At 69.6% G+C, this 12,487-nt stretch carries 9 protein-coding genes; 3 read left to right on the top strand and 6 right to left on the bottom strand.

What is annotated here, in order from left to right; all coding sequences use genetic code 11:
• Positions 1–4: 4 nt before the first annotated feature.
• From dinB to gatC, 4 genes are all read right to left on the bottom strand, one after another.
• Positions 5–1,261, bottom strand: a complete 1,257-nt coding sequence (gene dinB / locus ACIPYT_RS12305; RefSeq protein WP_401074307.1) for a DNA polymerase IV — start codon at positions 1,259–1,261, stop codon at positions 5–7.
• A gap of 78 nt (positions 1,262–1,339) precedes the next feature.
• Positions 1,340–2,854, bottom strand: coding sequence for an Asp-tRNA(Asn)/Glu-tRNA(Gln) amidotransferase subunit GatB (gene gatB / locus ACIPYT_RS12300; protein WP_401074304.1), 1,515 nt, complete (start codon positions 2,852–2,854; stop codon positions 1,340–1,342).
• Positions 2,854–4,371, bottom strand: a complete 1,518-nt coding sequence (gatA, locus tag ACIPYT_RS12295) for an Asp-tRNA(Asn)/Glu-tRNA(Gln) amidotransferase subunit GatA (RefSeq protein ID WP_401074301.1) — start codon at positions 4,369–4,371, stop codon at positions 2,854–2,856. The genes gatB and gatA overlap by 1 nt, the downstream gene beginning before the upstream one ends.
• Positions 4,368–4,667: an Asp-tRNA(Asn)/Glu-tRNA(Gln) amidotransferase subunit GatC gene (gene gatC, locus ACIPYT_RS12290; protein ID WP_050721041.1), complete on the bottom strand. Its 300-nt coding sequence runs from the start codon at positions 4,665–4,667 to the stop codon at positions 4,368–4,370. Before gatC ends, gatA begins: the two co-directional genes overlap by 4 nt.
• A gap of 83 nt (positions 4,668–4,750) precedes the next feature.
• Between gatC and ACIPYT_RS12285 the strand changes: the two genes are divergently transcribed.
• From ACIPYT_RS12285 to ACIPYT_RS12275, 3 genes are all read left to right on the top strand, one after another.
• Positions 4,751–6,451 carry a long-chain-fatty-acid--CoA ligase gene (locus ACIPYT_RS12285; protein WP_401074299.1) on the top strand — a complete coding sequence of 567 codons (1,701 nt, stop codon included), beginning with the start codon at positions 4,751–4,753 and terminating at the stop codon, positions 6,449–6,451.
• Positions 6,452–6,496: 45 nt separating this feature from the next.
• Positions 6,497–8,326: a DEAD/DEAH box helicase gene (locus tag ACIPYT_RS12280; protein WP_401074297.1), complete on the top strand. Its 1,830-nt coding sequence runs from the start codon at positions 6,497–6,499 to the stop codon at positions 8,324–8,326.
• 125 nt (positions 8,327–8,451) lie between these two features.
• The gene (locus tag ACIPYT_RS12275) at positions 8,452–8,994 is read left to right on the top strand and encodes a GNAT family N-acetyltransferase (RefSeq protein WP_401074295.1); all 543 of its coding nucleotides are present in this window, start codon (positions 8,452–8,454) and stop codon (positions 8,992–8,994) included.
• Positions 8,995–9,023: 29 nt separating this feature from the next.
• Here the strand turns inward: ACIPYT_RS12275 and ligA are convergent, their stop codons facing one another.
• Positions 9,024–11,339: an NAD-dependent DNA ligase LigA gene (ligA, locus tag ACIPYT_RS12270; protein WP_401074292.1), complete on the bottom strand. Its 2,316-nt coding sequence runs from the start codon at positions 11,337–11,339 to the stop codon at positions 9,024–9,026.
• A gap of 42 nt (positions 11,340–11,381) precedes the next feature.
• Complete coding sequence (mnmA, locus tag ACIPYT_RS12265; protein WP_401074289.1) at positions 11,382–12,479, bottom strand: tRNA 2-thiouridine(34) synthase MnmA; 1,098 nt, start codon at positions 12,477–12,479, stop codon at positions 11,382–11,384.
• Between the last annotated feature and the right edge of the window lie 8 nt (positions 12,480–12,487).

Below are 12,487 nucleotides of genomic sequence, written 5' to 3'. Positions count from 1 at the left end.
AGGGTCAATCGACGCCGTGGTCCTTGGGGTGACGCGCCGCCCCTCGGCCTTCTCCTCGTCCGATATGGCGCGCCCGCGTGATCGAGGCGTTCCCGAAACGCGCGACCGCATCGTCCATGGCTCCTTCGACTCTGCGCCAGTCCTCGTCGTCGTCCCAGAGCGCGATCCCTCCGCCGCCGGCAGGTCGCAGGTTCTCCGCCCGTACGCCGATGAGACGGATCGGGTCATGGCGGTCGATCTGCGCGAACAGACCGCGCGCCGCTTCGCCGATGCGCTGCCCGACCGCGGTCGGCTCCGGCAGCGTCTGCGACCTTGTGAGCGTGCGGAAGTCATCGAACCGCACCTTGATCGACACCGTCGCGGCTTCCCACTCCGCTCGGCGAAGGCGTGCGGCGACACGATCGGCCAGGCGTGCGAGCTCGGCGCCGAGAAACGTCCGATCCGTCACATCGGTGTCGAACGTCTCCTCGTGCCCGATGCTCTTCTCGACCCGCTCCGTCTCCACCGCACGCGCGTCCTCGCCTCGTGAGAGCGCGACGAGGCGCGATCCGAGCGCGGGCCCGACGGCACGGTCGAGCATGTCGCTCGACGACTCCCGGATGTCCCGGATCGTGCGGATGCCGCGACCCTCCAGCGCCTCCGCGGCCTTCGGCCCCACACCCCACATCGCCCGCACCGGGCGCGGGTCGAGGAACGCCTGCGTGTCGGGGCCCGCGATCACCAGCATCCCGTCGGGCTTGGCGATCGTGGAGGCCATCTTGGCGACATGTTTGGTCGCGGCGACGCCGACACTGCACGTGATGCCCACCTCCGCCTGCACGCGCTCACGGACGAGCTGCGCGATGCGCGCCGGACTGCCCCACAATCGACGGACGCCCTGCACATCGAGGAACGCCTCGTCGACCGAGAGCGGCTCGACCAGCGGGGTGAAGGACTCGAAGATCGCCATCACCTGGCGCGAGACCTCCTGATAGCGGTGGAAGTGCGGGGGCACGATGCGCGCGGTCGGGCACAGGCGGATCGCCTGCGACACCGGCATCGCGGAGCGCACGCCGTAGCGCCGCGCCTCGTAGGACGCGCTGGACACCACCGATCGACCGTCGGGCGCCCCGATGATCAGCGGGAGACCGCGCAGGCTCGGATCGTCGAGCACCTCGACTGCGGCATAGAACGCATCCATGTCGACGTGCAGGATGCGCGTGCCGGTGTCGTCGGCGTCCGCAGACGACACCATCCGGCCTCTGCCGTCACCGTGACCCATGAGTCCATTGTCCTCCGGGTCGCGGACATCCGGAGCGGCGGACTCGACGACCCACGGGGCACCGAGTCCGCCGTCGGGTCACTGCGCTGCGCGCTCCAGGACCAGCTCGCGTACGCGGGCGGCGTCGGCCTGGCCCTTCATCGCCTTCATGACGGCGCCGATCACGGCTCCGGCGGCCTGCACCTTGCCGTCCTTGATCTTCGCGAGGACGTCGGGCTGCGCCGCGAGGGCCTCGTCGATGGCCGCGATCAGCGCACCATCGTCCGATACGACGGCCAGACCGCGGGCGTCGACGACCTCCTGCGGGGTGCCCTCGCCCGCGATCACGCCCTCGAGCACCTGACGGGCGAGCTTGTCGGTGAGGGTGCCGGCATCGACGAGCTTCTGCAGGGCGGCAACGTTCTCGGGAGACACGAGCTCGGTCGCGTCCTTCTCCTGCGCGTTCGCGAGGCGGGTGATCTCACCCGTCCACCACTTCCGTGCGGTGGCCGGGGCCGCACCGGCGGCGACCGTGGCCTCCACGACCTCGACGAGCCCGCCGTTGCGGACGTCCTGGAACTCGAGGTCCGTGAAACCCCACTCGCCCATCAGGCGGCGACGGCGGGCCACCGGCTGCTCGGGCAGCGCCGCGCGCAGTTCTTCGACGAGCTCACGAGCCGGCTGCACAGGCAGCAGATCGGGTTCCGGGAAGTAGCGGTAGTCGTCGGCATCCGACTTCGGACGACCGGGAGACGTCGTGCCGGTGTCCTCGTGCCAATGACGGGTCTCCTGGGTGATCGTGCCGCCGTCGGCGAGGATCTGCGCCTGACGCTGGATCTCGTAGCGGACCGCGCGCTCGACCGACCGCATCGAGTTGACGTTCTTGGTCTCGGTGCGGGTTCCGAGCTTCTCGACGCCACGGGGCCGCAGCGACACGTTCGCGTCGCAGCGGAGGTTCCCGCGCTCCAGACGCGCCTCGGAGATACCCAGACCACGAACGATGTCACGGATCGCGGCGACGTAGGCCTTCGCGACCTCAGGAGCACGGTGCTCGGTGCCGAAGATCGTCTTCGTCACGATCTCGACGAGCGGGACTCCCGCGCGGTTGTAGTCGACCAGCGAGTACTCCGCGCCCTGGATGCGACCGGTCGCGCCACCCATGTGGGTCAGCTTGCCCGCGTCCTCCTCCATATGCGCGCGCTCGATCGGCACCTGGATGAGCGTGCCGTCTTCGAGCTCGACCTCGACGGAGCCCTCGAACGCGATCGGCTCGTCGTACTGCGAGATCTGGTAGTTCTTGCCGAGGTCGGGATAGAAGTAGTTCTTCCGCGCGAAGCGGCTCGACTCGGCGATCGAGCATCCGAGTGCGAGGCCCAGGCTGATCGACGAACGGATCGCCGTCTCGTTCACGACCGGAAGGGATCCGGGCAGGCCGAGATCCACCGGGGCGATGAGCGTGTTCGGCTCGGCTGCGTGGTACGCCTCGTTCGCCGGGTTCGGAGCATCGGAGAACATCTTCGTGTTCGTGTTGAGCTCGACGTGCACCTCGAACCCGAGAACGGGCTCGAACAGCTCCAGCGCCTTGTCGAAGTCCATGAGCTTGGCGGTGGCCATCAGCGGGTCCCTCCCACGAGCTGGGGTGCGCGGGTGAGGAGCGGGGCCCCCCACGAGTCGACGAGCAGGGTCTCGAGCGCGGCGCCCACCCGGTACAGACGGGCGTCTTCGCGCGCAGGCGCGATGAACTGGATGCCGACGGGCAGCCCGTCGTCGGAGGCCAGCCCGCTCGGGATCGAGATGCCGGGCACACCGGCGAGGTTCACGGGGATCGTGGTGATGTCGTTGAGGTACATCTGCAGCGGGTCGTCGATCTTCTCGCCGAGCCTGAACGCCGTGGTAGGCGCCGAAGGCGTCGCGATCACGTCGACGTCGGCGAACGCGTTCGCGAAGTCCTGCTGGATGAGCGTGCGCACCTTCTGGGCACTGCCGTAGTAGGCGTCGTAGTATCCGGCCGACAGGGCATACGTGCCTAGGATGATGCGGCGCTTCACCTCGTCGCCGAAGCCGGCGTCGCGGGTCGCGGACATGACGTCCTCGACTGTCGGGTTGCCGTCGGGCGTCACACGCAGACCGAAGCGCACGGAGTCGAACTTGGCGAGGTTGCTCGATGCCTCGGCGGGGAGGATCAGGTAGTACGCAGCAACGCCGTACTCGAAGTGCGGTGCCCCGACCTCGACGATCTCGGCGCCCTGTGCCTCCATGAGCGCGAGCGCGCTGCGGAACGACTCGGCGACGCCCGGCTGGAAGCCGCTGTCGGGGAGCTCGCGGATCACGCCGACCTTGAGGCCCTTGAGCACGTCGCCGCGAGCACCCTCGCGGGCGACCTCGGCGAACGACGGCCAGGCGTCGGTGAGCGACGTGGAGTCCTTGGGGTCGTGGCCGCCGATCGCGTCGTGCAGCAGACCCGCGTCGAGCACGGTGCGCGTGACCGGGCCGACCTGGTCGAGGCTGGATGCGAGAGCGATCGCCCCGTACCGGCTCACGCCTCCGTAGGTCGGCTTCACTCCGACCGTGCCGGTCACGTGCGCAGGCTGGCGGATCGATCCGCCCGTGTCGGAGCCCAGCGCGAGCGGAGCCTCGAAGGCCGCGACGGCCGCGGCCGAGCCACCTCCGGAACCGCCGGGGATCCGATCGAGGTCCCAGGGGTTGCGCGTCGGGCCGTACGCCGAGTGCTCGGTCGACGAGCCCATCGCGAACTCGTCCATGTTGGTCTTGCCGAGCGGGATCAGACCCGCGGCGCGCGAGCGCGCGACGACCGTCGCGTCGTACGGCGAGCGATACCCCTCGAGGATGCGCGAGCCGCTGGTCGTCGGCTGATCGGTCGTGACGAGGACGTCCTTGATCGCGAGCGGCACACCGGCGATCGGACCGAGCTGCTCCCCCGCCGCGCGGCGGGAGTCGACCTCGGAGGCTGCGGCGATCGCGCCCTCGTTCACGTGGAGGAACGCGTGGACGTCGCCGTCGACGGCCGCGATCCGGTCGAGGTGGGCCTGGGTGGCCTCGACGCTCGAGATCTCGCGCGAAGCGAGCTTGTCGGCCAGTTCGGCCGCGGTCAGGAGGATGATGTCGCTCACTGCTCTTCTCCCAGGATGGCGGTGACGCGGAACCGGCCGTCGGCCTGGTCGGGCGCGTTCTGGAGCACCTGCTCGTGCGTGAGCGTCTGCCCGACCACGTCGGGGCGGAAGACGTTGCTCAGCGGGATCGGGTGACTCGTCGCGGCGACATCCGCCGTCGCGACCTCCGACACCTTGGCGATGTTGTCGACGATGGCGTCGAGCTGGCCCGTGAGCCGCGTCACCTCGTCGTCGTTCAGCTGGATGCGCGCGAGCACGCCGAGATGGCGCACAAGATCAGGGGTGATTTCAGACACCCCTCCAGTCTAGTCAGCGGCCCCGACGTCACCCGCAGCCACGGGGACGCCCGCCGCGACGGGGCCCGCCCTATGCTGGGCACGTGAGCACGTATGAGCCTCCTCGCCCGTGGATCGCCAGCTACGCCGACGGCGTTCCCGACGACCTCGCCCCCGTCTCCGGATCGTTGATCGACATCGTCGCCGCGTCCGTCCGTGACTACCCCGACGCTCCCGCACTGCAGTTCTTCGGCCGAGAGACCACGTACGCCGAGATGCAGGATGCGATCGATCGCGCCGCCGCCGGCCTCCGCGACCTCGGGGTGCGTGCAGGCGATCCCGTCGCGATCGTGCTCCCGAACTGCCCACAGCACATCGTGGCGTTCTACGCGGTGCTGCGACTCGGCGCCGTCGTGGTCGAGCACAACCCGCTGTACACGCCGAGAGAGCTGCGCAAGCAGTTCGAGGACCACGGCGCGAAGCACGCGATCGTATGGAACAAGGTCGTCGCGACCGTGCAGGACTTCCCCGCCGACCTCGCCGTCACGAACCTCGTCTCGGTCGACGTCACCCGCGCGATGCCGTTCCTCACCCGGGTGGCGCTGCGCCTGCCGGTCGCGAAGGCGCGGGAGTCGCGCGCCGCGCTGACCGAGCGCGTGCGCGGCACCATGACGTGGGAGACGCTCGTGGGCTCGGAGCCCCTGCCCGCGTCGCACCCGCGCCCCGACACCGATGACCTCGCGATCATCCAGTACACCTCGGGCACGACCGGCACTCCGAAGGGCGCATCCCTCACGCATCGCAATCTCCTCGCGAACGCGGCGCAGGCCCAGGCGTGGGTGCCGTCGATCCAGCGCGGCAACGGATGCGTGGTCTACGCCGTGCTGCCGATGTTCCACGCCTACGGCCTCACCCTGTGTCTGACCTTCGCGATGTCGATGGGCGCCCGCCTCGTGCTCTTCCCGAAGTTCGACCCCGACCTCGTGCTCGACGTCATGAAGAAGCACCCCGCGACGTTCCTGCCGCTCGTGCCGCCCATCGCCGATCGGCTGCTGACCGCCGCGCAGGCGAAGGGCATCTCGCTCGCCGGTGTGGAGGTCGCGATCTCCGGCGCCATGGCGCTCCCCCACGAGCTCGTCGTGCCGTTCGAAGAGGCGACAGGCGGATTCCTCGTCGAGGGGTACGGCCTCAGCGAGTGCTCGCCGGTCCTCATGGCCAATCCGGTGGCGGAGAACCGCGTGCCCGGGACCGTCGGACTCCCCCTCCCCGGCACCGAGTGCCGGGTGGTCGACCCGGAGAACCCCACGCAGGATGTTCCCGCGGGTTCGGCCGGTGAGCTCGTGGTGCGCGGCCCGCAGGTGTTCTCGGGCTACTACGGCAAGCCCGAGGAGACGGATGCCGTGTTCGTGGACGGCTGGTTCCGCACCGGCGACATCGTCACGGTCGACGACGCCGGCTTCATCCGCATCGTCGACCGCATCAAGGAGCTCATCATCACCGGCGGCTTCAACGTCGCCCCCACCGAGGTCGAGAACGCGCTGCGGCAGCACCCGCAGGTCGCCGACGCCGCGGTGGTCGGACTCCCGAGCGAGCACTCGGGCGAGGAGGTCGTCGCGGCGATCGTGGTCGACCCCGGAGCCGACGTCGACGTGGAGGCGATCCGTGAGTACGCCCGCGGCATCCTCACGCCGTACAAGGTGCCCCGTCGTGTCTTCGTGGTCGACGAGCTGCCGAAATCGCTGATCGGCAAGGTCCTGCGTCGACAGGTGAAGGAGCGGCTCGTCGCGCTCACCAGCGGCTCCTGAGCGCACCTCCAGGTGGCGGGACGCGCAAGACGCTACCCTTGATCAGTGACTCCTGAAGACGCTGCGCCCACCGACGCCCCCTCGACCCCCGGATTCGAGGAGCTCGGGATCACCGGCCCCGTCCTCAAGTCCATCAAGGATCTCGGCTACGAGACCCCCTCGCCCATCCAGGCCGCGACGATCCCGACCCTGCTCTCGGGCCGCGACGTGGTCGGCATGGCCCAGACCGGCACCGGCAAGACCGCCGCGTTCGCGCTGCCCGTGCTCGAGCGCCTCGACGTCGCGCAGAAGACCCCTCAGGCCCTCGTGCTCGCGCCGACCCGCGAACTCGCGCTCCAGGTGTGCGAGGCATTCGAGTCCTACGCCTCGAAGATGAAGGGCGTGCACGTGCTGCCGGTCTACGGCGGTCAGGGCTACGGCGTGCAGCTGTCGGCCCTGCGACGCGGCGTGCACGTCGTCGTCGGCACCCCCGGTCGCATCATGGACCACCTCGCCAAGGGCACGCTCGACCTCTCGGAGCTGCAGTACCTCGTGCTCGACGAGGCCGACGAGATGCTCAAAATGGGTTTCGCGGAAGACGTCGAGCAGATCCTGGCGCAGACACCCGTCGAGAAGCAGGTCGCCCTGTTCTCGGCCACGATGCCCGCGCAGATCCGTCGCCTCGCGCAGCAGTACCTCCGTGATCCCGAGGAGATCACGATCAAATCCAAGACCGCGACGAACACGAACATCACGCAGCGCTACCTCGTCGTGTCGTACGCGCAGAAGGTCGACGCCCTCACCCGCATCCTCGAGGTCGAGAACTTCGACGGCATGATCGTCTTCGTCCGCACGAAGAACGAGACCGAGACCCTCGCCGAGAAGCTCCGCGCCCGGGGCTACTCTGCGGCCGCGATCAACGGCGACGTGCCGCAGGTGCAGCGCGAGCGCAGCGTGAACCAGCTCAAGGACGGCAAGCTCGACATCCTCGTGGCGACCGACGTCGCCGCGCGCGGCCTCGACGTGGAGCGCATCAGCCACGTCGTGAACTTCGACATCCCCACCGACACCGAGTCGTACGTGCACCGCATCGGCCGCACCGGCCGCGCAGGCCGCACGGGTGACGCGATCAGCTTCATCACCCCGCGCGAGCGCTACCTCCTCAAGCACATCGAGAAGGCCACGCGTCAGCAGCCGACGCAGATGCAGTTGCCGACCACGGAAGACGTCAACACCACGCGCCTCGCGCGTTTCGACGATGCGATCACCACCGCGCTCGGCGAGACCTCCCGCATCGAGAAGTTCCGCGACATCATCGCCCACTACGTGCGCAACCACGATGTGCCCGAGGCGGATGTCGCGGCGGCACTCGCGGTGGTCTCGCAGGGCGATCGCCCGCTCCTGCTCGACCCGCAGGACGACGCCCTCGCACGCGCCGTCGAGTTCGACAACCGCCCACCGCGCGAGCGCACGACCCGCGAGCCGCGCGAGAACCGCGAACCCCGCGAGCGGCGAGGGCGCGGCGACTACGCGGCCTACCGCATCGAGGTCGGGCGTCGCCACCGCGTCGAGCCCCGCCAGATCGTCGGCGCGCTGGCGAACGAGGGCGGTCTCGGTCGCGACGACTTCGGCGCGATCAACATCCGCCCCGACTTCTCTATCGTCGAACTGCCTGCGAACCTCGATCCGGCCGTGCTCGCCAAGCTGAGCGACACGAGGATCTCCGGCCGCCTGATCGAGATCAAGCCGGATCGCGGTCCGGGCGCCCGCCGTGCACCACGCGAGGGCGGGCGCGACCGCTTCGAGCGTCGTGACGAGCGTCCGCGCTACGACCGCCGTGACGACCGCCCGAGCCGCGACGACCGCCCGGCGCGCAAGCCCCGCCACAAGGGCTGACGTCTGCCCCACCTGGGTCGGAACCGGGCACTGCTTCGGATGCCGCGAGCGACGTCGAGGCATCCCACTGCGCTGCGGAGTGTCGGTCTCCTGCTCCGCAGCTGTGCCCACGCTAGGGTGACCGGATGCTGGTGATCAGAGACGCGACCGTCGGAGATGCGCGCGGCGTGGCCGTCGTGCATGTGGATTCCTGGCGCTCCGCGTACGTGGGACTCATCGACCAGGATGTGCTCGACCGGCAGAGCGTCGACGCGCGCACGGCGATGTGGACCACGTGGATCGAGCGTTCCCTGGCCGGGGAGTCCACCGACGCGTACGGTCCGGTCCCCCATCGGCTGGTCGTCGCGGACCTCGACGGTCGCATCGTCGGATGGGCGAGCTTCGGCGGCGGCCGCGATGCCGGCAGTGATGATCAGGGGGAGATCGCGGGCTTGTACGCGCACCCCGACGTCTGGTCACACGGCGTGGGGCGTGCGCTCATCCACCACGTCGAGGACGCTCTCCGCGGCGAGGGGCGTAGGCAGGGATACCTGTGGGTGCTCGACGGCAACGAGCGCGCGATCGGCTTCTACCGCGCGCAGGGGTGGACGATCGACGGCGGTGAGAAGTTCGGTGAGGGCGGGAGCGTCGACGGTCTGCACGAGCTGCGGATGTCGCGCTCGCTCTGAACTCGCGCGATCCCGCCCCTGCCTCACGTTTACCCGAGCGCGTCCGGCCCTTCGGTCACCAGAATGTGGAACTGCGCGGCGTCGAGCACCCGGACGCCGAGTTCCTCGGCCTTCGCGAGCTTCGACCCCGCCCCGGGACCCGCCGCGACGAAGTCCGTCTTCTTCGAGACGCTCGACGCGGCCTTGCCACCCGCCTGGATGATCGCCTCCTGGGCGCCGTCGCGCGTGTAGCCGTCGAGAGACCCGGTCGCGACGACTGTCAGCCCTTCGAGGACGCCGCCCTCCGCGACCGCTCCGCCGGGACCGGGGTGCCCCGGGGTCGCCCACTGCACCCCGGCATCCGTCCACTGCCGCACGATCTCCTGGTGCCAGTCGACGTCGAACCAGGCGAGCAGAGAGTCGGCGATGATGCCGCCCACGCCCTCAACGGCCGCGAGCTCGTCACGGGAGGCCGCACGGATCGCGTCGAGCGAACCGAACCACTGCGCGAGCGCGCGCGCCGCGGACGGCCCGACGTGACGGATGTTGAGAGACACGAGCAGACGCCAGAGATCCTTCGTCTTGGCCTTCTCGAGCTCCGCGAGCAGGGTGACCGCCTGCGACGACGGCTGCGGCCCCTCGACGCCGGACTTCTTCTCGGCGGCCGTGGGGTTGCGGCGGAAGGGCGCCCGCGTCTTGACGAGCCCGTCATCGTCTTCCTTGGGCAGCCCGGTCTCGGCATCCTTCACCACGAGCTCGATCGGCACGATCTGCTCGAGCGTGAGGGCGAAGAGTCCGGCCTCGGTCTCGAGCGGCGGTGTCGAGGGCGATGTCGGCTGCGTCAGCGCGGCCGCTGTGACCTCACCGAGGGCTTCGATGTCGAGGCCGCCGCGCGAACCGATGTGCTCGACACGCCCGCGCACCTGTGCGGGACACGACCGGGCGTTCGGGCAGCGCAGATCGATGTCGCCCTCCTTCATCGGACGCAACGGCGTGCCGCACTCCGGGCAGTCGGCCGGCATCACGAACTCGCGCTCGGTGCCGTCGCGCCTCTCGACCACCGGTCCGAGCACCTCGGGGATCACATCCCCGGCCTTGCGCAGCACGACGGTGTCGCCGATGAGCACGCCCTTCGCCTTCACGACGTCCTTGTTGTGCAGTGTCGCCTGGCGCACGACGGAGCCGGCGACGTGTGCCGGCGCCATCACCGCGAACGGTGTGGCACGACCGGTCCGGCCCACCGACACGACGATGTCGAGGAGCGTCGTCTGCACTTCTTCGGGCGGATACTTGTATGCGATCGCCCAGCGCGGCGCACGACTCGTGGCTCCCAGTTCATCGTGCAGCGCGAGCTCGTCGACCTTCACCACGATCCCGTCGAGCTCGTGCTCGATGTCGTGCCGGTGCTCGCCGAAGTACGCGACGAAGTCCGCGACCTCATCGACGGTGGTGCACACCTTCGTGTGCGGACTGGTCGGCAAGCCCCACTCGGACAGCAGGTCGTACACCTGGCTCTGCGCGGCGACGGGCGGGTTCTCCCACGCGCCGATACCGTGCACGTAGAGGTCGAGCGACTCGATGCGGAGGAGCCCCGCCTCGAGCTCCATCCCGTTCTTCTTGTCGATCTGCTGACGCAGACCGCCGCTCGCGGCGTTGCGGGGGTTCGCGAAGGAGGGGAACCGGCGGGCCGCCGCCGTGCGAGCCTTCTCCTCATCGAAGGGCTTCTTGACGCCGGCGCGGGACTCCCAGCGCGCGAGTGCCTCGGTGTACGCACGCTCACGGAACTCCGCCTGCGCCGCGTTCAGACGCTCGAAGGCAGCGACCGGGATGAAGACCTCGCCGCGGACCTCGACGATCGAGGGATGCCCCGTGCCGCTCAACTGCGCCGGGATCATCGGCAGACGCAGGGCGTTCTCCGTGACGATCTCGCCCACCCGACCATCGCCGCGCGTCGCCGCCGATGTGAGGCGACCGTTCTCGTACCGCAGGTTGATCGCGAGCCCGTCGATCTTCAGTTCCGTGAGCCAGTCCACGTCGCGCCCCGCCGAGGCGCGCGTCTTCGCCGCCCACTCCCTGAGCTCCTCGATCGAGAAGACGTTGTCGAGGCTCAGCATCCGCTCGGCGTGCTCGATCGTCGCGAGGCCGGTCGCCTCCGCGGCACCCACCATCTGTGTCGGCGAGTCCTGACCCTGCAGCTCGGGGTGCAGACGCTCGATCTCTTCGAGGCGGTGCATCCACCCGTCGTAGGTCGCATCGTCGACGAGCGACGTGTCGCGTCCGTAGTAGGCGTCTTTCGCCTCGAGGATGCGTGTGGTCAGCTCCTCGGCCTCGGTACGGGCGTCTTCCAGCGAGATGTTCTCCGGCACCCGTTCAGTCTACGAGCGGGGACCGACATCCGCGGGGACGCGCTACGCGTCGACCGGAACCGCCGAGACCGTGCGATCGATCGTGAACTGTCCGAGCACGCGGGTGCCGACGTACAGCACCGCCGTCTGTCCCGGCGCGACGCCGTCGAGGGGCTGCTCGGGAGTCACCGTCACGCCCTGCTCGGACACCACGGCACGCGCGGGCACGGGCTCCGCGTGCGCACGGATCTGCACATCGCAGGCGAACTCGGACTCGACGGGAGCCGCCCCCGCCCAGCTGAAGCGCTCTCCGGCGATCTCGCGAGTCGCGAGCGCCTCCTTGGGGCCGACGACGACCGTGTTCGACACCGGGCGCACCTCGAGAACGAAACGGGGCTTGCCGTCGGCAGCCGGAACGCCCAGCTTGAGCCCGCGACGCTGGCCGACCGTGAACGCATGAGCACCCTCGTGCGACCCCACCACCGCGCCGGTGCGATCCACGATCTCACCCGTCGCCGTCCCGACCTTCTCGGCCAGCCATCCGCGCGTGTCGCCATCGGGGATGAAGCAGATGTCGTGGCTGTCGGGCTTCTGCGCCACGCTCAACCCGCGCTCCGCCGCCTCGGCGCGCACGATCGCCTTCGACGGCGTGGTGCCCAGCGGGAAGAAGGTGTGCGCGAGCTGCTCTGCGGTCAGCACCCCGAGCACGTACGACTGATCCTTCGCGTTGTCGGCAGCGCGATGCAGCTCCAACCCCGCGTCGGTCCGGACGAGCGTCGCGTAATGCCCGGTGCACACCGCGTCGAACCCCAGCTCGATCGCACGCTCCAGCAGGGCCGCGAACTTGATCTTCTCGTTGCAGCGCATGCACGGGTTCGGCGTGCGACCGGCCTGGTACTCCGACACGAAGTCGGCGATCACGTCGTCGCGGAAGCGCTCCGAGAAATCCCACACATAGAACGGGATGCCGAGGACGTCAGCCGCCCGTCGTGCGTCCAACGCATCCTCGATGGTGCAGCAGCCACGGCTGCCGGTGCGCAGCGTTCCGCCGGCACGGGACAGGGCGAGATGCACTCCGACGACGTCGTGGCCCGCCTCGACGGCTCGTGCGGCCGCGACGGCGGAGTCCACGCCACCGCTCATGGCCGCGAGAATCCTCATACGACCAG

Origin of the sequence: Microbacterium sp. NPDC089695, assembly GCF_044749085.1 — a bacterium.
GTDB lineage: Bacteria > Actinomycetota > Actinomycetes > Actinomycetales > Microbacteriaceae > Microbacterium.
The sequence above is the reverse complement of the archived record's forward strand: the minus strand, read 5'-3'. Positions and strand labels throughout refer to the sequence as shown.